Annotated in this window: 25 protein-coding genes; 19 read left to right on the top strand and 6 right to left on the bottom strand. The window is 50.3% G+C overall.

Features of this window, described 5'->3' with window-relative positions; genetic code table 11:
- Nucleotides 1-12 precede the first annotated feature (12 nt).
- Entirely contained in the window at nucleotides 13-981 is a 969-nt protein-coding gene (asd, locus tag NB069_RS01820; protein ID WP_250587266.1) for an archaetidylserine decarboxylase, read from the top strand.
- A gap of 16 nt (nucleotides 982-997) precedes the next feature.
- The gene (gene mscM / locus NB069_RS01815) at nucleotides 998-4321 is read left to right on the top strand and encodes a miniconductance mechanosensitive channel MscM (protein ID WP_250587264.1); all 3324 of its coding nucleotides are present in this window, start codon (nucleotides 998-1000) and stop codon (nucleotides 4319-4321) included.
- Between the two features lie 82 nt (nucleotides 4322-4403).
- Here the strand turns inward: mscM and epmA are convergent, their stop codons facing one another.
- Nucleotides 4404-5381: an elongation factor P--(R)-beta-lysine ligase gene (epmA, locus tag NB069_RS01810; RefSeq protein WP_250587262.1), complete on the bottom strand. Its 978-nt coding sequence runs from the start codon at nucleotides 5379-5381 to the stop codon at nucleotides 4404-4406.
- Nucleotides 5382-5690: 309 nt separating this feature from the next.
- Between epmA and frdA the strand changes: the two genes are divergently transcribed.
- The 5 genes from frdA to NB069_RS01785 all read left to right on the top strand — a co-directional run bounded on the left by frdA (nucleotide 5691) and on the right by NB069_RS01785 (nucleotide 9601).
- Nucleotides 5691-7481, top strand: a complete 1791-nt coding sequence (gene frdA, locus NB069_RS01805) for a fumarate reductase (quinol) flavoprotein subunit (RefSeq protein ID WP_250587260.1) — start codon at nucleotides 5691-5693, stop codon at nucleotides 7479-7481.
- Nucleotides 7474-8208: a succinate dehydrogenase/fumarate reductase iron-sulfur subunit gene (locus NB069_RS01800; RefSeq protein ID WP_250587258.1), complete on the top strand. Its 735-nt coding sequence runs from the start codon at nucleotides 7474-7476 to the stop codon at nucleotides 8206-8208. Before frdA ends, NB069_RS01800 begins: the two co-directional genes overlap by 8 nt.
- Nucleotides 8209-8218: 10 nt before the next feature.
- Complete coding sequence (frdC, locus tag NB069_RS01795; protein WP_250587256.1) at nucleotides 8219-8614, top strand: fumarate reductase subunit FrdC; 396 nt, start codon at nucleotides 8219-8221, stop codon at nucleotides 8612-8614.
- A 10-nt stretch (nucleotides 8615-8624) separates the two neighbouring features.
- On the top strand, nucleotides 8625-8984 hold the full coding sequence (frdD, locus tag NB069_RS01790) for a fumarate reductase subunit FrdD (RefSeq protein ID WP_039028426.1): 360 nt from the start codon (nucleotides 8625-8627) through the stop codon (nucleotides 8982-8984).
- Between the two features lie 86 nt (nucleotides 8985-9070).
- Nucleotides 9071-9601: a lipocalin family protein gene (locus NB069_RS01785; protein ID WP_250587254.1), complete on the top strand. Its 531-nt coding sequence runs from the start codon at nucleotides 9071-9073 to the stop codon at nucleotides 9599-9601.
- Here NB069_RS01785 and sugE read toward each other — a convergent pair.
- Complete coding sequence (sugE, locus tag NB069_RS01780; protein ID WP_106994027.1) at nucleotides 9598-9915, bottom strand: quaternary ammonium compound efflux SMR transporter SugE; 318 nt, start codon at nucleotides 9913-9915, stop codon at nucleotides 9598-9600. The two genes, NB069_RS01785 and sugE, sit on opposite strands and share 4 nt — an antisense overlap.
- 270 nt (nucleotides 9916-10185) lie before the next feature.
- Between sugE and NB069_RS01775 the strand changes: the two genes are divergently transcribed.
- A complete protein-coding gene (locus NB069_RS01775) occupies nucleotides 10186-10764 on the top strand; it encodes a LuxR C-terminal-related transcriptional regulator (protein ID WP_250587253.1) in 579 nt (192 codons plus the stop codon).
- A 64-nt stretch (nucleotides 10765-10828) separates the two neighbouring features.
- On the opposite strand, the gene ecnB is transcribed toward NB069_RS01775, so the two are convergent.
- From ecnB to efp, 3 genes are all read right to left on the bottom strand, one after another.
- Nucleotides 10829-10975, bottom strand: a complete 147-nt coding sequence (ecnB, locus tag NB069_RS01770) for a lipoprotein toxin entericidin B (RefSeq protein ID WP_250587252.1) — start codon at nucleotides 10973-10975, stop codon at nucleotides 10829-10831.
- A 106-nt stretch (nucleotides 10976-11081) separates the two neighbouring features.
- The gene (locus NB069_RS01765) at nucleotides 11082-11186 is read right to left on the bottom strand and encodes an entericidin A/B family lipoprotein (protein ID WP_434543616.1); all 105 of its coding nucleotides are present in this window, start codon (nucleotides 11184-11186) and stop codon (nucleotides 11082-11084) included.
- A gap of 92 nt (nucleotides 11187-11278) precedes the next feature.
- On the bottom strand, nucleotides 11279-11845 hold the full coding sequence (gene efp, locus NB069_RS01760) for an elongation factor P (protein WP_010427766.1): 567 nt from the start codon (nucleotides 11843-11845) through the stop codon (nucleotides 11279-11281).
- Between the two features lie 40 nt (nucleotides 11846-11885).
- On the opposite strand from efp, the gene epmB reads away from it, so the two are divergent.
- Nucleotides 11886-12914: an EF-P beta-lysylation protein EpmB gene (epmB, locus tag NB069_RS01755; RefSeq protein ID WP_250587248.1), complete on the top strand. Its 1029-nt coding sequence runs from the start codon at nucleotides 11886-11888 to the stop codon at nucleotides 12912-12914.
- A gap of 68 nt (nucleotides 12915-12982) precedes the next feature.
- Here epmB and NB069_RS01750 read toward each other — a convergent pair whose 3' ends face one another.
- Nucleotides 12983-13555 (bottom strand): winged helix-turn-helix domain-containing protein, encoded by a 573-nt coding sequence (locus NB069_RS01750; protein WP_250587246.1) that lies wholly within the window; start codon nucleotides 13553-13555, stop codon nucleotides 12983-12985.
- An 829-nt stretch (nucleotides 13556-14384) separates the two neighbouring features.
- On the opposite strand from NB069_RS01750, the gene NB069_RS01745 reads away from it, so the two are divergent.
- The 10 genes from NB069_RS01745 to NB069_RS01700 all read left to right on the top strand — a co-directional run bounded on the left by NB069_RS01745 (nucleotide 14385) and on the right by NB069_RS01700 (nucleotide 21699).
- Complete coding sequence (locus tag NB069_RS01745; RefSeq protein ID WP_250587244.1) at nucleotides 14385-14945, top strand: fimbrial protein; 561 nt, start codon at nucleotides 14385-14387, stop codon at nucleotides 14943-14945.
- Between the two features lie 58 nt (nucleotides 14946-15003).
- On the top strand, nucleotides 15004-15696 hold the full coding sequence (locus NB069_RS01740; protein WP_250587242.1) for a fimbrial biogenesis chaperone: 693 nt from the start codon (nucleotides 15004-15006) through the stop codon (nucleotides 15694-15696).
- Between the two features lie 34 nt (nucleotides 15697-15730).
- Complete coding sequence (locus tag NB069_RS01735; RefSeq protein WP_250587240.1) at nucleotides 15731-18277, top strand: fimbria/pilus outer membrane usher protein; 2547 nt, start codon at nucleotides 15731-15733, stop codon at nucleotides 18275-18277.
- Between the two features lie 26 nt (nucleotides 18278-18303).
- Nucleotides 18304-19335 carry a fimbrial protein gene (locus tag NB069_RS01730; RefSeq protein ID WP_250587238.1) on the top strand — a complete coding sequence of 344 codons (1032 nt, stop codon included), beginning with the start codon at nucleotides 18304-18306 and terminating at the stop codon, nucleotides 19333-19335.
- A 199-nt stretch (nucleotides 19336-19534) separates the two neighbouring features.
- Nucleotides 19535-19762 carry a hypothetical protein gene (locus tag NB069_RS01725; protein ID WP_250587236.1) on the top strand — a complete coding sequence of 76 codons (228 nt, stop codon included), beginning with the start codon at nucleotides 19535-19537 and terminating at the stop codon, nucleotides 19760-19762.
- Nucleotides 19763-19956: 194 nt separating this feature from the next.
- Nucleotides 19957-20283 (top strand): hypothetical protein, encoded by a 327-nt coding sequence (locus NB069_RS01720; protein WP_250587234.1) that lies wholly within the window; start codon nucleotides 19957-19959, stop codon nucleotides 20281-20283.
- 32 nt (nucleotides 20284-20315) lie between these two features.
- The gene (locus NB069_RS01715; protein WP_250587232.1) at nucleotides 20316-20642 is read left to right on the top strand and encodes a hypothetical protein; all 327 of its coding nucleotides are present in this window, start codon (nucleotides 20316-20318) and stop codon (nucleotides 20640-20642) included.
- Nucleotides 20643-20664: 22 nt separating this feature from the next.
- Entirely contained in the window at nucleotides 20665-20988 is a 324-nt protein-coding gene (locus NB069_RS01710) for a hypothetical protein (RefSeq protein ID WP_434543600.1), read from the top strand.
- A 31-nt stretch (nucleotides 20989-21019) separates the two neighbouring features.
- Nucleotides 21020-21343 (top strand): hypothetical protein, encoded by a 324-nt coding sequence (locus NB069_RS01705; protein WP_250587231.1) that lies wholly within the window; start codon nucleotides 21020-21022, stop codon nucleotides 21341-21343.
- Nucleotides 21344-21375: 32 nt separating this feature from the next.
- Nucleotides 21376-21699, top strand: a complete 324-nt coding sequence (locus NB069_RS01700) for a hypothetical protein (protein ID WP_250587229.1) — start codon at nucleotides 21376-21378, stop codon at nucleotides 21697-21699.
- Nucleotides 21700-21883: the final 184 nt, after the last annotated feature.

Raw genomic sequence — 21883 nt, 5'->3', positions numbered from 1 at the left:
CTGGAGGCTACCTTGTTAAACTCATTTAAACTTTCGCTTCAATACATTCTGCCGAAACTGTGGCTCACTCGCCTGGCGGGCTGGGGCGCGAGCAAACGAGCGGGCTGGCTGACGAAGCTGGTAATCGATCTGTTCGTCAAATACTACAAGGTCGATATGAAGGAAGCGCAGAAGCCGGATACAGCCAGCTACCGCACCTTCAATGATTTCTTTGTCCGCCCACTGCGCGACGAAGTGCGCCCCCTGAATACTGACCCGAACGTGCTGGTGATGCCTGCCGACGGCGTGATCAGCCAGCTGGGCGCTATCGAAAACGACAAGATTTTGCAGGCCAAAGGCCACAACTACAGCCTCGAAGCCCTGCTGGCAGGTAACTACATCATGGCGGATCTGTTCCGCAACGGGTCGTTTGCCACCACCTACCTGTCGCCGCGCGACTATCACCGCGTGCATATGCCGTGCAACGGCATCCTGCGTGAAATGATCTACGTACCGGGCGATCTGTTCTCGGTTAACCACCTGACGGCGCAAAACGTGCCGAACCTGTTTGCCCGCAACGAGCGTGTGATCTGCCTGTTCGACACCGAGTTTGGCCCGATGGCGCAGATTCTGGTGGGTGCGACCATTGTTGGCAGCATTGAAACGGTCTGGGCTGGCACCATTACGCCGCCGCGTGAAGGCGTGATCAAACGCTGGACGTGGCCTGCGGGCGAAAGCGAAGGCTCCGTGGCGCTGCTGAAAGGCCAGGAGATGGGACGCTTCAAGCTCGGCTCTACCGTTATTAACCTCTTTGCCCCGGGTAAAGTGCAGCTGGTAGAGCAGCTCGAAAGCCTGTCCGTGACCAAACTCGGCCAGCCGCTGGCAGTGTCGACGGAGCCCTTCGTAACAACGGATGCAGAGCCTGCGCCGCTGCCAGAAGAAGAAATTGCCGCCGAACTCGAAGCCAGCCCACTGGTTGACGACAAGAAAGACGAAAGCTAAGTAAAGGTAAACTGACGTGCGCCTGATTATCACTTTTCTGATGGCCTGGTGCCTCAGCATGGGGGCGTACGCAGCGACGGCCCCTGATACCAAACAAATCACGCAAGAACTGGAGCAGGCGAAGGCGGCAAAACCCGCTCAGCCGGAAGCCGTCGAGGCGCTCCAGGCTGCGCTGAATGCCCTTGAGGAGCGTAAAGGTTCCCTTGAGCGCGCCACGCAGTATCAGCAAGTTATCGATAACTTCCCCAAACTTTCACAAACCCTGCGCACGCAGCTGAGCGATATTCGTGAAGAGCCGCGTCAGGTACCTGCGGGACTGACCTCAGATGCGCTCAATCAGGAGATCCTGCAGGTCAGCAGCCAGTTACTGGAAAAAACCCGCCAGGCGCAGCAGGAGCAGGAGCGTGCCCGTGATATCGCTGACTCCCTGAGCCAGCTGCCCCAGCAACAAACCGATGCCCGCCGGCAGCTCAATGAGGTTGAGCGCCGGGCCGGGGCGCAAACCGGCAATACTCCTCTTAACCAGGCGCAGAGTCTGGGTATGCAGGCAGAATCCGCCAGGTTAAAAGCCCTGGTGGATGAGCTGGAGCTGGCGCAACTGTCGGCCAATAATCGCCAGGAGCTGGCGCGTATGCGCTCTGAGCTGGCGAAGAAGCAGGGTGAGCAGCTGGATGCCTATCTTCAGGCGCTACGCAATCAGTTGAACAGCCAGCGCCAGCGCGAAGCAGAACGGGCGCTGGAAAGCACCGAGCTGCTGGCGGAAAACAGCGAGAACCTGCCGGCTGGCATCGTTGAGCAGTTCAAGGTTAACCGTGAGCTTTCGGCCGCGCTTAACCAGCAGGCGCAGCGTATGGATCTGGTGGCCTCGCAGCAGCGCCAGGCAACAAATCAGACCCTGCAGGTGCGCCAGGCGCTGAACACCCTGCGGGAACAGTCTCAGTGGCTGGGTTCATCGAATCTGCTCGGTGAAGCCCTGCGTGCTCAGGTGGCTCGTCTGCCCGAGATGCCCAAACCTCAGCAGCTCGACACCGAAATGGCGCAGCTTCGCGTACAGCGTCTGCGCTTTGAAGATCAGTTGAACAAGCAGCCGCAACTGCGCCAGATCCACCAGCCGGACGGCAAACCCCTTACCGCCGAGCAAAACCGGATCCTGGAAGCGCAACTGAGAACGCAGCGTGAGCTACTGAACTCCCTGCTGCAGGGCGGCGATACCCTGCTGCTCGAGTTAACCAAACTGAAGGTATCGAACAGCCAGCTGGAAGATGCACTAAAAGAGGTTAACGAAGCCACTCACCGCTATCTGTTCTGGACGTCGGATGTACGGCCGGTCTCCTTCTCCTGGCCAATTGATATTGTTCAGGATCTGCGGCGTTTGATTTCCCTGGATACCTTTAGCCAGCTCGGCAAAGCCAGCATCATGATGCTTACCAACAAGGAGACGATTTTCCCGCTGTTGGGGGCGCTGATTCTGGTTGGATTCAGCATTTACTCGCGCCGCCACTTCACCCGTTTCCTCGATCGCTCCAGCGCGCGCGTCGGCAAAGTGACGCAGGACCATTTCTGGCTCACGCTGCGCACGGTCTTCTGGTCGATTCTGGTCGCCTCCCCGCTGCCGGTCCTGTGGATGACGCTGGGTTATGGTCTGCGCGAAGCCTGGCCTTATCCGCTGGCGGTGGCTATCGGTGCCGGGGTGACGGCCACCGTGCCGCTGCTGTGGGTGGTGATGATCTGCGCCACCTTCGCCCGTCCTAATGGACTCTTTGTCGCGCACTTTGGCTGGCCACGTAATCGCGTGGCGCGCGCCATGCGCTACTACCTGATGAGCATCGGGCTTATCGTGCCGCTGATTATGGCCCTGATCATGTTTGATAATCTCAACGATCGGGAGTTTTCCGGCTCGCTGGGTCGTCTGTGCTTTATGCTGATTTGCGGTGCGCTGGCGGTGGTTACGCTGAGCCTGAAGAAGGCAGGGATACCGCTCTATCTCGACAAAGAGGGCAGCGGCGATAACATGATTAACCGCATGCTGTGGAACCTGCTGCTCAGCGCTCCGCTGGCGGCAATTCTCGCGGCAGCCGTCGGCTATCTGGCGACCGCTCAGGCGCTGCTGGCACGCCTTGAGACGTCGGTGGCGATCTGGTTCCTGCTGCTGGTGGTCTACCACGTGATTCGCCGCTGGATGCTGATTCAACGCCGTCGTCTGGCCTTCGACCGGGCGAAGAACCGCCGGGCCGAAATTCTCGCCCAGCGTGCGCGTGGTGAAGAGGAGCCGGCCCATACGCTCAGCACCGAAGGCGCGATAGAGGTCGATGAAACCGAGCTGGATCTGGATGCCATCAGTACCCAGTCACTGCGCCTGGTGCGCTCCATCCTGATGCTGATCGCCCTGCTCTCCGTGATCGTGCTGTGGTCGGAAATTCACTCGGCGTTTGGCTTCCTTGAGAACATTACCCTCTGGGATGTGACCTCGACGGTGCAGGGCGTGGAGAGCCTGGAGCCAATAACGCTCGGCGCGGTGCTGATTGCCATTCTGGTGTTCATCATCACCACTCAACTGATCCGTAACTTCCCGGCCCTGCTGGAGCTGGCGCTGTTACAGCACCTGGATTTAACGCCCGGTACCGGATACGCCATCACCACCATCACCAAATACCTGTTGATGCTGTTTGGCGGGCTGGTGGGCTTCTCGATGATCGGGATTGAGTGGTCGAAGCTGCAATGGCTGGTTGCCGCTCTGGGTGTCGGGCTCGGGTTTGGTCTGCAGGAGATCTTCGCCAACTTTATCTCTGGCCTGATTATCCTGTTTGAAAAGCCGATCCGTATTGGCGATACCGTGACAATTCGCGATCTGACCGGCAGCATCTCCAAAATCAACACCCGTGCCACCACCATCAGCGACTGGGACCGTAAAGAGATCATCGTCCCTAATAAAGCCTTTATCACCGAGCAGTTTATTAACTGGTCGCTGTCGGACTCCGTCACGCGTGTGGTCCTGACCGTACCAGCCCCATCGGATGCCAATAGCGAAGAGGTAACGCAGATCCTCTACACGGCGGCCGAGCGCTGCTCGCTGGTGATCAGCACGCCAGAGCCGGAAGTGTTCCTGGTGGATTTACAGCAGGGGATCCAGATTTTCGAACTGCGTATTTACGCTGCGGAAATGGGCCATCGTATGCCGCTGCGCCACGAAATCCACCAGCTGATTCTGGCGGGCTTCCGTGAACACGGTATCGACTTGCCGTTCCCACCGTTCCAGATGCGTCTGGAAAGTCTGGACGGTCGTAAGACGGGAAGAACGTTAACGTCGGCGGCGAAGGCGCGCCCGGCGGGGAGTCTGTAAGTCAGCATGCCCGGCGGCGCTACGCTTGCACGGGCCTACATGCTTCGTAGGCCGGGTTAGCGCAGCGCCACCCGGCGTGCAGTCAGGCGCGGTCTACGGTAAAGGCAATCACATCACCCAGCTGCGCGGCGCCCAGCGCCAGCATCACCAGACGATCGACACCCAGCGCCACGCCGGAGCAGTCCGGCAGGCCGGCTTTTAACGCGTCCAGCAAATTGTGGTCGATAGGCTGCTGCGGCAGGCCGCGCGTGGCGCGCTTGCGGTTATCCTGATCAAAACGCTGCTGCTGTTCACGGGCATCGGTCAGCTCATGGAAACCATTCGCCAGTTCAATACCTTTAAAGTACACCTCGAAACGCTCCGCCACGCGGTGGTCTTCCGTGCTGATCTGCGCCAGGGACGCCTGGCTTGCCGGGAAGTGATAGACGAAGGTCGGGCGATCTTTGCCAATCTGCGGCTCAACGCCAAAGGTAAAGAGCATCGTCAGCAGCGTGTCGCGATCCTCTTCGGTATCGGCGATATTGCTGAGATCCAACTTCGCTGCCGCTTCACGCAGTTGGGTTTTGTCAGCAGAGAGCGGGTCAATCTCCAGATAACGCTGGAAAGCCTGCTGATAAGAGAGCGTCTCGGCTTCCGGGCACTCCAGTACCTGCTGCAGCAGATCGTCCACCTCATTCATCAGGCGATACATATCATAATGCGGGCGGTACCACTCCAGCATGGTGAATTCCGGGTTGTGATGTCGTCCCATCTCTTCGTTGCGGAAGCTGCGGCACAGCTGATAAACCGGGCCACACCCCGCCGCCAGCAGGCGCTTCATGTGGTATTCCGGGCTGGTCATCAGGTAGAGATTCATCCCCTGGGAGTGACCGGGACCAACAAAACGGGTTTCAAACGGCACCAGATGAATATCGGTCACCGTCGCCTGACTCATGCAGGGCGTTTCCACCTCCAGCACACCGCGGTCGGCAAAGAAGCGGCGGATCTCCGCCATAATTGCTGCGCGTTTTAACAGATTGGGGATGGATGCGCTCGGCTGCCAGGTGGCCGTTTCGCTCATGAGAATTTCTCCGATTTCAGACAAGGGGACGAAGTCTACTCGTAACCCATGGCAGAGACAAATTTTGCCCAGTGAATTTTGTGGTTTTCATAATCTTCAATAATAACGTGACGCAATTCATCAATTGCAATGATAAATGGAGGGAAATAACCGCAAAAAAATCGAACACGTCAAATTTCCCTTCCTTTCCTACGGCTATACTGCGTTACCCATAAAGGAGCAGTGGAATCGCTTTCGCATTTGCCCTCCCGGGCCGTGCACTACCTTAGGTAGTTAAGATGCGAAATATCAAAAATCTGGAGGAATGTCGTGCATACCTATCAAGCCGATCTTGCCATTATTGGCGCTGGCGGAGCGGGATTACGCGCAGCGATAGCTGCAGCCCAGGCTAATCCAAACGCTAAAATCGCCCTGATTTCAAAAGTATACCCTATGCGCAGCCATACGGTTGCCGCCGAGGGGGGATCCGCCGCCGTGGCGCAGGATCATGACAGCTTTGATTATCATTTTCACGACACAGTGGCCGGCGGTGACTGGCTGTGCGAACAGGATGTCGTCGATTATTTCGTCCATCATTGCCCGACGGAAATGACCCAACTGGAGCAGTGGGGCTGCCCGTGGAGCCGCCGGGACGATGGTAGCGTCAACGTGCGTCGTTTCGGCGGCATGAAAATTGAACGCACCTGGTTTGCCGCCGATAAGACCGGCTTCCATATGCTTCATACCCTGTTCCAGACTTCACTGCAGTTCCCCCAGATCCAGCGCTTCGACGAACATTTCGTCCTCGACATCCTGGTTGATGACGGTCAGGCTCGCGGCCTGGTAGCGATGAACATGATGGAAGGTACGCTGGTCCAGATCCGCGCCAATGCAGTGGTGATGGCGACCGGCGGGGCCGGACGCGTCTACCGCTACAACACCAACGGCGGCATCGTGACGGGCGACGGCATGGGCATGGCGCTGCAGCACGGCGTTCCGCTGCGTGACATGGAGTTTGTGCAGTATCACCCCACCGGTCTGCCGGGTTCCGGCATTCTGATGACGGAAGGCTGTCGCGGTGAAGGCGGTATTCTGGTGAATAAAAATGGCTACCGCTATCTGCAGGATTACGGAATGGGCCCGGAAACCCCGCTCGGCGAGCCGAAGAACAAATACATGGAGCTTGGCCCACGCGATAAAGTGTCTCAGGCCTTCTGGCATGAGTGGCGCAAAGGCAACACTATCCCAACCCCGCGCGGCGATGTGGTCTATCTCGATCTACGCCACCTGGGTGAGAAAAAGCTGCTGGAGCGCCTGCCGTTTATCTGTGAACTGTCCAAAGCCTATGTTGGCGTCGATCCGGTTAAAGAGCCGATTCCAGTGCGTCCAACCGCACACTACACCATGGGCGGTATCGAAACCGATCAACAGTGTGAAACCCGAATTCAGGGCCTGTTTGCAGTGGGCGAATGTTCATCCGTCGGCTTGCACGGGGCTAACCGTCTGGGCTCAAACTCGCTGGCAGAACTGGTGGTGTTTGGCCGTCTGGCCGGTGAGCAGGCCATGGCGCGCGCTGCTGCTGCTGGCGTAGCTAACGGTGCCGCCCTGGATGCGCAGGCAGCAGATGTTGAGCAGCGTCTGAAAAAGCTGGTTAATCAGGAAGGCAGTGAAAACTGGGCGAAGATCCGTGATGAGATGGGCCTTTCCATGGAAGAAGGCTGCGGAATTTACCGTACGCCGGAGCTGATGCAGAAAACCATTGATAAACTGGCTGAGCTGCAGGAGCGTTTCAAACGTGTGCGTGTCACAGACACTTCCAGCGTATTCAACACCGATCTGCTCTACACCATCGAGCTGGGCCACGGTCTGAATGTTGCCGAATGTATGGCGCACTCCGCCCTGGCGCGTAAAGAGTCACGCGGCGCGCATCAGCGTCTGGACGAAGGCTGCACCGAGCGTGACGACGTTAACTTCCTCAAGCACACCCTCGCTTATCGCGACGCAGACGGCACTACCCGTCTGGACTACAGCGACGTGAAGATCACCACGCTGCCACCGGCCAAACGCGTTTACGGTGCAGAAGCGGAAGCAGCCGATAAGAAGGAGACGGCGAATGGCTGAGATGCAAACCCTGAAAGTTGAAGTGGTGCGCTATAACCCGGAAGTGGACAGCGCCCCGCACAGTGCTTTCTATGAAGTGCCTTACGATGAACAGACCTCCCTGCTGGATGCGCTGGGATACATCAAAGATAACCTGGCGCCGGACCTGAGCTACCGCTGGTCCTGCCGTATGGCGATTTGCGGCTCCTGCGGCATGATGGTCAATAAGGTGCCAAAGCTGGCCTGTAAAACGTTCCTGCGTGAATACCCGAAGGGGATGAAAGTCGAAGCTCTGGCCAACTTCCCGATTGAGCGCGATCTGGTGGTCGACATGACCCACTTTATCGAAAGCCTGGAGGCCATTAAGCCGTACATCATTGGTAACCCACGCACGCCGGAGCAAGGGCCTAACAAGCAGACCCCGGCGCAGATGGCCAAGTATCACCAGTTCTCCGGCTGTATTAACTGCGGCCTGTGCTATGCCGCCTGCCCGCAGTTTGGTCTGAATCCGGAATTTATCGGGCCGGCAGCCATTACTCTGGCGCATCGCTACAACGAAGACAGCCGCGATCGGGGTAAGAAAGAACGTATGGCGCAGCTGAACGGTCAGAACGGCGTATGGACCTGTACCTTTGTCGGCTACTGCTCGGAAGTGTGTCCGAAGCACGTCGACCCGGCCGCCGCGATCCAGCAGGGTAAAGTGGAAAGCTCGAAAGACTTTCTTATCGCCACCCTGAAACCACGCTAAGGAGTGCATGATGACGACTAAACGCAAAGCCTATGTACGGCCGATGCCGTCCACCTGGTGGAAAAATCTGCCGTTTTATCGCTTCTATATGCTGCGTGAAGGCACGGCAGTGCCGGCGGTATGGTTCAGTATTGAACTGATGTACGGCCTGTTTGCCCTGAAACACGGCCCGGAAACCTGGGCTGGTTATGTCGGGTTCCTGCAGAACCCGATTGTGGTGATCCTGAACATCATCGTGCTGGCAGCGGCGCTGTTGCATACCAAAACCTGGTTTGAACTGGCGCCAAAAGCGGCAAATATCATCGTGAAAAACGAAAAACTTGGGCCAGAGCCAATTATCAAAGGACTCTGGGTGTTAACTGCGGTGGTGACCGTGGTCATTCTCGGTGTAGCCCTGTTCTGGTAAGGAGACCACAGTGATTAATCCAAATCCAAAACGTTCTGATGAGCCCGTCTTCTGGGGTCTCTTTGGGGCTGGCGGCATGTGGTGCGCCATTATCGCGCCGGTCATTATTCTGCTGGTGGGAATTATGCTGCCGCTGGGGCTCTACCCTGGTGATGCGCTGAGCTACGAGCGGGTGCTGGCCTTTGCCCACAGCTTCATTGGCCGCGTATTCATTTTCCTGATGATTGTTCTGCCACTGTGGTGCGGTTTGCACCGTATCCATCACGCCATGCATGACCTGAAGATCCACGTTCCTAACGGTAAATGGGTGTTCTATGGCCTGGCGGCTATCCTAAGCGTGGTTACGCTGGTTGCCGTCGTCTTTATGTAGCCGTTCCTTGCTCTCCCGCCTGCCGGTGGGAGAGCAAAATTCCTGACAGGTTCTACACTTAACAAAAATCCTGTAAGGATACTTCTATGCGCATCCTGCCTGTCATCGCCGCAGTTACCGTTGCGTTCCTGGTCGTCGCCTGCAGTTCCCCTACCCCTCCCCGGGGCGTGACTGTCGTCCATCCCTTCGACGTCCAGCGATATTTGGGCTCCTGGTATGAAATTGCCCGCTTTGACCACCGTTTTGAACGTGGCCTGGAGAAAGTGACGGCGAATTATAGCCTGATGAACGACGGTGGAATTCAGGTTATCAACCGGGGCTATAATCCTGAACGCGGTATGTGGCAAAAGGTGACGGGCAAAGCGTATTTTACCGGCGCATCTGATACTGCGGCCCTGAAAGTCTCATTCATTGGCCCCTTCTATGGCGGCTATAACGTGATTGGACTGGATAGAGATTACCGACATGCGCTGGTGTGCGGGCCAGATCGTGATTATCTGTGGATCCTTTCCCGCACACCGACGATTTCAGATGAGATGAAACAAAGGTTACTGAATTCCGCAACGCGTCAGGGATTTGATGTCAGTAAGCTCATCTGGGTTGAGCAGCCCCATTAATGCGTGCTGAGCTTCAGGCCGATAATACCGGCAACAATCAATGCGAGACTGGCAATACGCGCCAGGCTCGCAGATTCACCCAGCAGTAAAATCCCGGTAATGGCCGCACCTACCGCACCAATCCCCGTCCATACCGCATATGCTGTCCCTACAGGTAGCGAACGCATGGCCCACGAGAGCAGCACAATGCTCACAATCATTGCGGAAACGGTAATAATGCTGGGCGTGAGGCGCGTAAAGCCGTGGGTGTATTTCAGGCCAATGGCCCATACAACTTCGAGTAAACCTGCAATAAAAAGTATGATCCAGGGCATATCAGGCTCCTTAACTTAAATAACAGTCTGGGGCCGTCCCCGATGAGAGAAAAGCTTACAGGTCGTCCTGCAAGATATATGAATTTCATATTGTGAAGAGCATGAACTTTTTTTTCAACTTGTTTGTTTGAGGCCCAGTTATGTCACTGAAGCCAAGAATTAGACGCAATTAGGAGCGAAATTCAGTCATTTATTACTCATCCGACTTCTTTATGATGAGGCACTTCCTGATAGCAGGAAGCGACTACACTTTGCCGATTGCGAAATAACATGTTCAAAATTCTCTTGATTGACCGGTGTCATTACACCCGTATGGGCCTGGAAATGTGGATCAATCATTCAGGGCTTTTTCCTTCACCAGTGCTGGTGACGGGCCTTAATAACCTCTTCCTTGCCAGAGAGCATATCCTGCAGTGGAAACCGGCGTTGGTTATCGCGGATTTTCAGGGATTCACCGCCGACACCCAACAGTTCTCTTCAGTGATGAATGCCAGTGAGACCGTACCTTTCATTTTGCTCCATTCGGATGAGCCCCCTGACATGACAGCCTTTACTGGCACATTTGCTTTAGGCCCATCGTTACCCAAAACGACACCGCTGAAGGCACTGGCAAAAGTGATTAATGAGACGCTGGCAGCACAGGAGTGCAATGAATCCGGGCCTGCCGCTACAACACTATTGACACGTCAGGAGGAGAAAGTGTTAACGCTCTGGATGGATGGGGCCAGCAATCAGAAAATTGCCAGCAAGCTGAGTATTCATGGAAAAACGGTGTATACCTACAAGCGCAATATCAGGATGAAATTGCATATGGATACCCGTTACTCGCCGTTTCTGTCACTGCCCTGAGCGTTAAACTGAGGGTACGGCGATTCGATATTCAGCACCGTACCGCCCAAATTACGCCTGTGCTTTAGTTCTGAGCTTTAGTTGCTGCGCCAGAAATTGCGCTGCCGCCCTGAGAGATATCCTCACCAACACCACGAGTAGTGTTACAGGCGGTTAAAACTGATGAAAGCACCAGGACAGAAAAGATCGCTACACATGTTTTCTTAAGCATAATGTCTTCCTTTTTTAGGCAAAGTTATTGTGTACAGCAACATAAGCATAGCCAGGATCCCGGCGAGTGACGGAAAAGGAAGAATTTTTAGGAAAAGTAGAAAATATCAGGAGGCGGCGTGCGAAATAGCGTTACCCAGGCTTTTGATATCTTCCCCGACACCACGAGCAGTGTTGCAGCCGGAAAGCAGAGCGCTGGCAATAATCGTCATCAGGATAATTTTGAGTGTGCGCGGCATCTTCCATGACCCTTCTTTAGAATGGTAAGGCGCAGCGACTGCTGCGCCCGGCATCCCGAAATGAATTACTTCACGCGAGAAACGTATTCACCAGAGCGGGTGTCAACTTTGATCACTTCGCCAGTCTGGACGAACAGTGGAACTTTAACCACGGCACCGGTAGACAGCTTAGCTGGCTTGCCGCCAGTACCTGCGGTGTCACCCTTGAGACCTGGATCGGTTTCAACGATTTCCAGCTCAACGAAGTTTGGCGGGGTCACAGCGATAGGCTGGCCGTTCCACAGCGTCACGATGCACTCAGCCTGATCCAGCAGCCATTTAGCGCTGTCACCGACCGCTTTCTCATCAGCAGAGAGCTGTTCGAAAGTAGAGTTGTTCATGAAGTGATAGAATTCACCATCGTTGTACAGGTAGGTGAGGTTCATATCCACTACGTCTGCGCCTTCAGCGGAGTCGGTGGATTTGAAGGTTTTCTCAACACGAGTACCGGTCAGCAGGCGGCGCAGCTTTACGCGTGCGAAAGCCTGGCCTTTGCCTGGTTTCACGAATTCACTGGCTTCAACCGCGTAAGGTTCGCCGTCCATCATGATTTTAAGACCGGCACGAAAATCGTTGCTATAGTAAGTCGCCATAAGGCCCTCTGAAATTGTTAACTGGTAGCTAAGCCACAAAATGGCGCATATTGTAACCCTAAACACCCCATCCAGAGAAGATTGGTTATTGCAACTTGCAGATGTAATCACCAGTCCGGATGAACTGCTGCGTCTTTTAAATCTGGACGCTAACGAAAAACTCCTGGCTGGCCGTGATGCGAAGCGCCTGTTTGCGCTCCGTGTTCCGCGCGCTTTTGTTGCCCGAATGGAGAAAGGTAACCCTGACGATCCACTCTTAAAACAGGTGCTTACTGCACAAGAAGAGTTTATCGCCGCCCCTGGCTTCAGCACCGATCCCCTGGAAGAGCAGAACAGCGTAGTGCCCGGTTTGCTGCACAAGTACCGAAACCGCGCCTTATTACTGGTAAAGGGCGGTTGTGCGGTAAATTGCCGATATTGCTTCCGTCGTCACTTCCCCTATGCCGATAATCAGGGGAACAAACGTAACTGGCGGGCTGCACTCGATTACATCACCGCCCACCCGGAACTGGATGAGATTATCTTCTCGGGTGGCGATCCGCTGATGGCGAAAGATCACGAGCTGGACTGGCTGATCGCTCAGTTGGAAGTTATCCCACATATTAAACGGTTACGCATTCACAGCCGTTTACCTATTGTTATCCCGGCGCGTATTACAGATGAATTGGCCCAGCGACTGGCGCGTTCTTCACTGCAAATCTTGTTGGTGAACCATATTAATCACGCCAACGAAATTGACGAATCATTCCGCCAGGCAATGTTAAGACTACGTCAGGCTGGCGTTACCCTGCTTAATCAAAGCGTACTGTTGCGAGACGTAAATGATAATGCCCATACCCTGGCCAGACTGAGTAATGCCCTGTTCGACGCCGGCGTAATGCCATACTACATTCACGTACTTGATAAAGTGCAGGGAGCCGCACATTTCATGGTGAATGATGACGAAGCTCGCAAAATTATGCGTGAGTTGTTAACTCTCGTTTCGGGCTATATGGTACCAAAACTGGCACGTGAAATTAGCGGAGAACCCAGTAAGACGCCAATAGATTTGGGTTTGCAACAATCCTGAGAAACGTTGCCTGGCCCATAGAACCAGGCAACCATAATGCTTTTAGTTCCAATGCTATGCGAACAACACTATCTGTTTAGATAGCCAGAAATAAGTGAAATGAGTTCTAAAATGATAAAAAGAATGATGAGCACTATGAACCACTTCGGCATTTTCGATTCCCGGCCCATTGACTGAAGAAAGGCGTTCATTAAGTTAAAACCACGCGCTTTATACGCCACGTTAGGCAAGGGAGAAGACTGTCTATCATTCGTTATATTAGCTTCAGCCCCTTCCCCTACAAGACTATTTTTATCTTCTATTGGTTGAATACGAGTATCAGTAGCAAGCATAAATCCTTTACGGCGAACAGTAACAATTATATCTTCCGTTAAACCTACCTTTTTTAGCGACTTCCTTAATAGTGAGATATTTTGGTAAAACGTATTTTGTGATACTACGATCCCTCGTACCTGCCAGACCTGCTCCAGAAAGCTTTCTCTGGAAACAACCTCACCTCTTTTATCAATTAAAAGCTGCAAACAACGCGCAGTTGGTGTGTTAAGTATGATGCCTTCGTCGGGACCATCAAGGGCCTTTACTTGACAAGAATTCACATCAAAAATAATTTCATCATTAATTATAAAAAAATCGAATTCCATTGTTCGTAAAATTTCCTTATACGCTCAAAGGGTTAGACACTGCTACTCATCCTGAGTAACACGAAGCATTGTAATTCATATAAATAATCATCAAATAGGTTATTCATATGATTTATATTATGTGCGCAATATAGATATTATTATATGAGAAGATATCTTAAAAAGCACGTTTATGGCATTCAAAACATATGCAGGATCAACAAAATCACACAATTTAAACTTAATTAAAAATAAACCCCCTCTTAAGCAATCACCAGGATTGCTTCACAAAATGATTTGGCTTTTTTTACTGTGTTTAAAAATATTAGACAAATGATTTAATTGATTCGCTATTTATTGCCCCTTCGACGGAAAGATCACACCCACAAACGAAAGTGAAGCCTTACAGTTCATACATAAAATATTTTTTCACGCTTTTTTAACAAATCCATAAGCCTTTCATATTCAAAGCATATCTATCAAAAATAGCATTCTCCACGCTTATAGAAAGAAAAAACACATTTCTAAACCAAATTATATTACAAAAACCAGCGAACTAAAAAGTCACATAAAGAAAGAAATATAAAAAACAATGCAGATATTGTTCATGATCGCTAATTCAAAATAAATTCACATGCAGCCAGTAAAAAAAAGTAATAAATTACGCTCCACCTCGGTACATCGATTTTAACTATTGATGCGAGCCAGTACGCCAAAGGGTGATATCGACACGCACCAATAGCAGCTCAGGCAATGTATAAGAGGAAGAAAGAGAGATAGACTCGCCCAATAACCATGACGCGTCTATTTTCCTTCAGGAATGGTTATCATTAATTTATGGATTGAACAAATGAAAAAAAATATTATTGCTGTTATGGTTGCTGCTGCTGCAGTTATGAGTGCTCAGGCTTTCGCTGCAGGTAACACTGCTCAAATCGTTATCCACGGTAACGTAACTGATACCGATAACTCTTGTAATATCACCCCATACGGTTCTATTACTGGCGGCACTGTTGTTCTGGATGACATCAAAGTGTCTACCTTAGAAGGCCTGGCGATCAACACCCCATCTATGGCTTCTGCGAAGGACATTACTTACAAAATCACCGATTGTAAGAAAGCTGGTGCTGATTTCGCTGGCAACCTGAACGTTAACGTATCTGGTGATTACATCTCCGGTACGCCTGACATTCTGACCAACCAGGCAGCTAACCCAGCTAAAAATACTGGTCTGGCCCTGATCAACAGCGATTCTACCCGCGTTAAATTTGACGGTACTTCACCGAAAACTATCGCTTATACCAGCACTACTCCTACTCTGCTGAGCTATAAAGCTGCATATGTTAAAACCGCAGCAGGCGTAACTGCAGGTGAAGTTAAAGGTGTTGCAACCTTTACCATCACTTACTAATTTTCGAACGGAGTCTGCCGTGTGCAGACTCCGTTTTTTTATATTCAGGGATTGAATTATGCGTAAGTCTATTTATCAATTAATCGCAGTGGCCACGATGGCGGTGAGCGGTATCGCTAACAGTGGTGTTGTGATTGAATCTACGCGTTATCTCTACAAAGAGGGATCGCGTGAAATCAGCGCTCAAATGGAAAATAAGGATGATGGCCCATTCCTGATGAAATCATGGGTTGAACCTGCCGAAGGTGAGAGTAACTCTTACTTTATGGTTACACCGCCATTATTCCGTCTGGAAGGAAAACAAAAAAATACGGTTCGTATTTTCCCCAACGCTTACATTTCCAAAGCGCCGAAAGATCGAGACAGCGTTTATTTCTTTGACGTGATGTCCATTCCACCGACTAACGACACCATTGAGGGTGAAAATAAACTGCAGCTTGCGGTTCGCCATAGAATGCGTCTGATTTATCGTCCCAAAGCGATTCAGAATATGAAAGTAGACAGTGAAGTCACTAAGCTTGAATGGCGCAAAACCCATAATAAAATAACAATTAAAAACCCAACGCCTTTCTTCATCTATTTCAAATCAGTGATGATTAACGGCAAACAACTGCGTGAATCAGTTCCACATATTGATCCCTTCTCGACCAACGACTTCACCCTTCCAGCAGGCACAGATGGCAATCAAGTCATTTGGGCAATAGCTAACGAGCATGGTGGAACTGGATCTACTCATACGACATCACTTTGATGATGACCGCTTTTAGACCAACCGGGTTAAAAATATGTCTGCATCCAGCAAAAAATGGGATAAATTATTTGCCATAATATCTCCGAAAATTACCGTTCTTGTGCCGGCTATAATTGTGGGCCTATGTAACAAAACACTAGCTCGCGACTTTTTTGACCCTGCATTTATTAGTTCAGTTGGTCAGAACAATGCAGCAACGGTACCTGACTTAACCATTTTCTCAACCAAAGATGCCCAATCCCCGGGAGAATATCGTGTTGAAATCCTGTTAAATAATGACTACCAGGAAATAACAACTATTCTTTTCATGGAAAAGGTAAATGATAGCGGTGATGAGAAAACCACGCTAGTACCTTGTTTAAGCCTGGACAGGCTTAAACGTTACGGATTGCGCGTTAGCGCTTTTCCCGAGTTAAAGGAAGATGCTACTGGTTGTACTAATACTAGCATTATTCCTGATTTCAAAACTGAATTCAACTTTAATAAGCAACAATTGTCTATTTCAATTCCTCAGGCTGCGTTGAATAACAATGCTCAAGGTTATATCCCTTCTGAAGAATTTGATGAAGGGATTAATGCGCTATTTACTAACTATCAATTTAACGCCAGTAAAGATTTTGAGATAGAAAATGAGAACTATAGCCTCAACTTACAGTCTGGTTTAAATATCGGTGCATGGCGTATTCGTAATCTTGGCACCTGGAATAAGACAAACTACGACAATGGCAAATGGGATTCAGTATACCTGTATGCTCAGCGCAGTATTACTCCATTAAACGGTACACTTGTTGTTGGTGAAAGTTCTTCATTATCCAATATTTTCGACAGTGTTCCTTTCACAGGCTTGCAGCTTGCTACCGATATTGACATGATGCCAGATAGCCTTCGTGGTTATGCGCCAGTCGTGCGTGGTATTGCCAAAACAAATGCACGTGTCGTGATTAAGCAGAATGGCTATCAAATTTACCAGGCCTTCGTTGCGCCCGGTGCATTTGAGATCACCGATATCTATGCCACGGGCGGTAATGGTGACTTATACGTCACTATAGAAGAATCTGATGGGACTAAGCAAAACTATATCGTTCCCTACGCTTCATTACCATTGATGCTTCGTGAGGGTCAAACCGAATATGAAATCACAAGTGGTAAATACCGTTCTTATGATAACAATACAGACGAAACGCCGTTCACTCAGGCATCCATTAGCCATGGGGCCTTTAGTAATACGACGTTATATTCCGGGTTGCAGGCCGCATCTAAGTATCAGGCTCTGGCCTTCGGTATTGGGCGCAATTTAGGTGCTCTGGGTGCATTCTCTGCTGACTTGACTCAGGCTTGGTCCAGAATGAAAAATGCTGAGAAAACCTCTGGGCAGTCATGGCGTCTGCGCTATGGTAAAAACATCCTCTCGACAGGCACGAACATTACAGTTGCAGGTTATCGCTACTCGACAAAAGGGTTTAACACACTTAATGACGTTCTTGAGAGCTATAACTCAGATGTCGGTACTTATTCACCGCGATCGCTGCGTAACAGGACTAACCTGACAATCAACCAAAGCCTGGGAGATGGGCTGGGCAATCTTTCAATATCAGGTCTGTTTGAAGATTATTGGGACAATAAGCGTCGCAATAAGTCTCTCAGCATCGGATATAACGGTGGCTTGGGTCGTATCAACTATTATTTAGGATACAACTATAGTCGATATACCTGGAAAAAAAGTCGTACTGACCGTGCTAAAGAGGACGACCATCTGTTCTCGTTAAGTATATCCGTACCTCTCAGTGAATGGTTGCCTAATGCCTATGCAACCTATCAGGTAAGCAACAGCAATCCAGGGTCAACAGATCAGTACGTATCCTTAAACGGTGTTGCACTTGAAAGAAATAACCTCGACTGGAACGTTCAGCAAGGTTACAGCAATCGTGAAGGCAACAGCGGCGGCGTATATACCAATTACCGTGGGTCACAGGGAACGGTTAATGGTAGTTACAGCTATAACAAACACAGCCAGCTGCTAAATTACGGAGCAAGCGGGGCGATTATGGCTCACGCAGATGGGATTACGCTTGGACAAGAGATGTCTGATACTTCAGGACTGGTTAAAGCGCCAGGTTTAAGCAATGTGCGCATTGAAAATGACCAAACCATTGAAACAGATTTCCGTGGCTACGCGATCTATCCATATTTGAGCCCTTATCGTCGTAATACGCTCACACTTGATAGCACTACATTGGGTGATGAGATGGAACTGCCCGAAACCAGTAAGAAATCGGTTCCTACACGCGGAGCCATTACCCGTCTGAGTTTTGATGGAAATATTGGCCGAAGGGCATTTATTAAACTGCTGACCGTATCCGGCAACCCAGTGCCATTTGGTGCCACTGTTGTGCCTGCTTCAAAAATGGATGCGCCAGCCAGTATCGTTAGCGACGGTGGGATGGTTTATCTGTCAGGTCTGAAAGATAGTGGCGAACTTGCGGTTCAATGGGGAAAAAATACCGAACAGCAATGTAAGGCAACATATAACTTGTCCCAGACCCAGGAACAGCTAAGACAAACGACAGCAACATGTCGTTAACTGTATGACACGGCGAAGGAATGGCTATGAAAAAATATGTATTACTCATGTTCGGTCTGTTAATTTTTAGCGCGCAGAGTATTGCAGACTGTAAATACTCTACGGGCACAACACCTGGAACGGTGGGCTTAACTCTTAACCCGCGTCTGTTGTCAGATGCAAGCTTACCCATAGGTAGCGTGCTGTTCGCGAAGACGGTGGGTGTCTCCAGTATGAAGACTTTTTATAACTGTGATATCACATCTGCCGACCCTGACCTCTATCGAATTGATGTCGGTTCAAAAACCCCGGTACCAGGCGTAACGGGGATGAACGGCGAAGCCGTTTATGAAACGGGTATCGATGGTATAGGCTTTCAGGTATCGGATGCTTTGTCGGGTGAACCAGGGCGCCCTGTCGTCGCCAAAATTGGTACCTACCCTTTGACGGTAACCGCCACCATGGGTATTAAGCAGTGGACAGTGTGGTTGATCAAAACCAAAGCCATTATTGATACCTCGAAGTCAACGGTGCCCTCAATCACCATAACCTATGCGGCAGGGCGTTCGGGCCAGGTTAACAGCCTGATATTGAGTACTCAGCTGCTCAGGGTGACGTTAAACCTGGGAACAGTCAATTACCGCGCCACCTCATGTAACCTGACGCCGCGTGGGGGTAATGTCATTAAGCTAGACCCGATCAAATTGCCTGATCTGAAAAAAATCACGCCACCTAACGCTACAGGTAAAGCTAAAGAAGTGATTTTAGATATGACCTGTCCGAGTGAGGCTGTTGGTATTAACTATAACTACTGGTTTAACCCAATATCAGGTTCCGATACTAAAGATGGCGTTTTACTTAATTCAACAAGTGTAGCCGCAGGTGGCGCACAAGATGTGGGCTTTATTATTAAACAAGGTTCCACAGCCGTGAAATTTTACGACTATGACGATTATCAAATCTCTAAAACTAAAGCCACCCAAGAAATTAAATTCAATATTGATTACTATCGCCTGTCAAACAATATATCTCAGGGTGCTGTTACCGGGTTGATAGAAGTAATACTGCAAGAGAAATAACCGCTTAAATATAAAATAAGGCATGCTAACCTGTGCCTTATTTTTATTGCTATAAAATCTAAAATCATCAACTAATCAGCTTTACTATGTTGACTTGAGCATTATTATAATGCAACATTTTTGGGGTCAGCTACTTCAAGGGCTGGATCTATTTATTATTAAATTCGTATATTTAACTCCTAAAGGATAAATTTATATTATGAAAATTTTATCTACTGAAGACATGCAATATGTAGAAGGTGGAGCATCTATTTTTGACAAGATATATAACCGCGTAGTCAATCCATCAAAAACTGCACAGACTACTGACGATCCATTCATGAAAAATATGAAAAGGACCTTTGGAGCATCAGCTGGCCGCGACCTGGCGAAAATAGCGGAGAAATATGGCTTGGTTTCTCTCGTCGAATCTATCTTCGGCTGGTAATACTGACACTTTATTTTCATTAAAATAAACAAACATAGGTAAGAGTAATTTACTTGTTAAGTTTTATCGATATACCACTCTTATTTATAAGCAGCAAAATAGTGGAGGAAACTTCACGACATAAATATTTTATTAATACTACATATCGAATTCATCAATCGATATAAGCATGTGTAATTTAAAGGAATATAATCATGAAAGAACTTAGCGTTCTTGAAATGGACCATATTACCGGCGGTACAATTGATACTCTGGTTTCCCGCGCAGCGGCAGCTGTGCTGGGCGGAGTAACCTGGGGTGTCTGGGGTACTTTGATCGGTGGTACTCAGGCTGGTGCTAACGGTGGCTTACTCGGCTTTGGTCTGGTAGCCAACGCCATCGGTTTGTTCTGGGGTCTGGGTGCGGGTGCCGTTCTCGGCGTCACGACTGGCTTTTCGATGGGCTGGGATAAAACGTTAGCTTTAGCAGATAGCAGTTTTGAAAACATAGCTGATGGCGAATTTGTGCCATGGTCTCAATAAAGTAAATTTTTAACCAATAAAGGAATATTAACATGAAAGAACTGAACGTATTTGAAATGGAACAGATCGCTGCAGGTACTGAAGATAATCTGATTACCCGCCTGGCCGCTGGTGTATTAGGCGCTGCAACCTGGGGCGTATGGGGCACTTTGATCGGTGGTACTCAGTCTGGCGCTAACGGCGGCCTGATCGGTTTTGGTGGTTTCGGTAACCTGGTGGGTATGTTCTGGGGCCTGGCTACTGGCGCTATCGGCGGCGGTATCTCCAGCTTTGCCGCAGGCCTGGACGCAACCATTGCGCTGACTGAAAAAACTTTCAACAACCTGTTTGACGGTCAGTTTGTTCCTTGGGCGCAATAATTATCCTGAGAGGGATTATTACGTGAAAGAGCTTAACGCATTTGAAATGGAGCACGTCGCTGCAGCAGGGGAAAATTTGATTACCCGTGTGGCTGCTGCGGCCTTAGGTGCTGTTGTTGGCGGTGTATGGGGTACCCTGATTGGCGGTACCCAGTCAGGTGCAAACGGCGGCCTGCTGGGTTTCGGCCTGATCGGTAATGCTGTTGGTATGTTCTGGGGGCTGGCCATGGGGGCGGTTACTGGCGCCACTGGTGGGTTTGCTATTGGCTGGGAGAATGGTCTAGCCATTGTTGAAAAATCACTGCAGAACACTGTAGACGGACAATTTGTGCCCTGGAGCCATTAATTATCGCTTAATTCGATAAAGGAATATCATTATGAAAGAACTTAATACTATTGAAATGCAGGAAATTGCTGCTGGAGCTGAGAGTCTGATTTCCCGCGTTGCAGCTGCAGGGCTTGGCGCTGTGACCGGTGCCATGTGGGGCACCCTGATCGGTGGAACCCAGTCTGGGGCGAACGGCGGCCTGCTGGGTTTCGGCCTGTTCGCTAACGTAGTAGGCATGTTCTGGGGCCTGGCGATGGGCGCTGTGACTGGTGCATCAGGCGGCTTTGCAATTGGCTGGGACGCAATGATGGCAATAAACCAGAAATCGATGAACAATGTCGCTGATGGCCAGTTTGTGCCTTGGGGCCATTAATTTATCGTAATATCCGATAAAGAGATATTGTTATGAAAGAACTTAATACTTTTGAAATGCAGGAAATTGCTGCTGGAGCTGAAAGTCTGATTTCCCGCGTTGCAGCTGCAGGGCTTGGCGCTGTGACCGGCGCCGTATGGGGCACCTTGATCGGTGGAACCCAGTCAGGGGCAAACGGCGGCCTGCTGGGTTTCGGCCTGCTCTCTAACGTAGTCGGCATGTTCTGGGGCCTGGCGATGGGCGCTGTGACTGGTGCATCAGGCGGCTTTGCAATTGGCTGGGACGCAATGATGGCAATAAACCAGAAATCACTCAATAATGTCGCTGATGGCCAGTTTGTGCCGTGGGGCCATTGATTTATCGGCATAATTAAGAAAAGACCCGCAAGGGTCTTTTCTTAATTATAGATTTCAACCCTCAAAATAATAATAAGTCAAGATTTTACTAGTTCATTTTCACCTCATTTTTTTGCTGTAATAATGTAAGTATTCATTACTATTAATTACTTTTCACCTCGCTTAGGATAATCACAATTTTAGT

Origin of the sequence: Leclercia adecarboxylata (assembly GCF_023639785.1) — a bacterium.
In the GTDB taxonomy this organism is placed as follows: Bacteria; Pseudomonadota; Gammaproteobacteria; order Enterobacterales; family Enterobacteriaceae; genus Enterobacter; species Enterobacter adecarboxylatus_D.
Note: the sequence above shows the minus strand (reverse complement) of the source record. Positions and strands in the feature narration are given on the sequence as shown.

Excerpts from the sequence above, each read along its gene's own strand:
- epmA (WP_250587262.1), bottom strand. The coding sequence starts at position 5,381 with ATGAGCGAAACGGCCACCTGGCAGCCGAGCGCATCCATCCCCAATCTG.
- NB069_RS01800 (WP_250587258.1), top strand. The coding sequence starts at position 7,474 with ATGGCTGAGATGCAAACCCTGAAAGTTGAAGTGGTGCGCTATAACCCG.
- frdC (WP_250587256.1), top strand. The coding sequence starts at position 8,219 with ATGACGACTAAACGCAAAGCCTATGTACGGCCGATGCCGTCCACCTGG.
- NB069_RS01785 (WP_250587254.1), top strand. The coding sequence starts at position 9,071 with ATGCGCATCCTGCCTGTCATCGCCGCAGTTACCGTTGCGTTCCTGGTC.
- sugE (WP_106994027.1), bottom strand. The coding sequence starts at position 9,915 with ATGCCCTGGATCATACTTTTTATTGCAGGTTTACTCGAAGTTGTATGG.
- NB069_RS01775 (WP_250587253.1), top strand. The coding sequence starts at position 10,186 with ATGTTCAAAATTCTCTTGATTGACCGGTGTCATTACACCCGTATGGGC.
- ecnB (WP_250587252.1), bottom strand. The coding sequence starts at position 10,975 with ATGCTTAAGAAAACATGTGTAGCGATCTTTTCTGTCCTGGTGCTTTCA.
- NB069_RS01765 (WP_434543616.1), bottom strand. The coding sequence starts at position 11,186 with ATGACGATTATTGCCAGCGCTCTGCTTTCCGGCTGCAACACTGCTCGT.
- efp (WP_010427766.1), bottom strand. The coding sequence starts at position 11,845 with ATGGCGACTTACTATAGCAACGATTTTCGTGCCGGTCTTAAAATCATG.
- epmB (WP_250587248.1), top strand. The coding sequence starts at position 11,886 with ATGGCGCATATTGTAACCCTAAACACCCCATCCAGAGAAGATTGGTTA.
- NB069_RS01750 (WP_250587246.1), bottom strand. The coding sequence starts at position 13,555 with ATGGAATTCGATTTTTTTATAATTAATGATGAAATTATTTTTGATGTG.
- NB069_RS01745 (WP_250587244.1), top strand. The coding sequence starts at position 14,385 with ATGAAAAAAAATATTATTGCTGTTATGGTTGCTGCTGCTGCAGTTATG.
- NB069_RS01740 (WP_250587242.1), top strand. The coding sequence starts at position 15,004 with ATGCGTAAGTCTATTTATCAATTAATCGCAGTGGCCACGATGGCGGTG.
- NB069_RS01735 (WP_250587240.1), top strand. The coding sequence starts at position 15,731 with ATGTCTGCATCCAGCAAAAAATGGGATAAATTATTTGCCATAATATCT.
- NB069_RS01730 (WP_250587238.1), top strand. The coding sequence starts at position 18,304 with ATGAAAAAATATGTATTACTCATGTTCGGTCTGTTAATTTTTAGCGCG.
- NB069_RS01725 (WP_250587236.1), top strand. The coding sequence starts at position 19,535 with ATGAAAATTTTATCTACTGAAGACATGCAATATGTAGAAGGTGGAGCA.
- NB069_RS01720 (WP_250587234.1), top strand. The coding sequence starts at position 19,957 with ATGAAAGAACTTAGCGTTCTTGAAATGGACCATATTACCGGCGGTACA.
- NB069_RS01715 (WP_250587232.1), top strand. The coding sequence starts at position 20,316 with ATGAAAGAACTGAACGTATTTGAAATGGAACAGATCGCTGCAGGTACT.
- NB069_RS01705 (WP_250587231.1), top strand. The coding sequence starts at position 21,020 with ATGAAAGAACTTAATACTATTGAAATGCAGGAAATTGCTGCTGGAGCT.
- NB069_RS01700 (WP_250587229.1), top strand. The coding sequence starts at position 21,376 with ATGAAAGAACTTAATACTTTTGAAATGCAGGAAATTGCTGCTGGAGCT.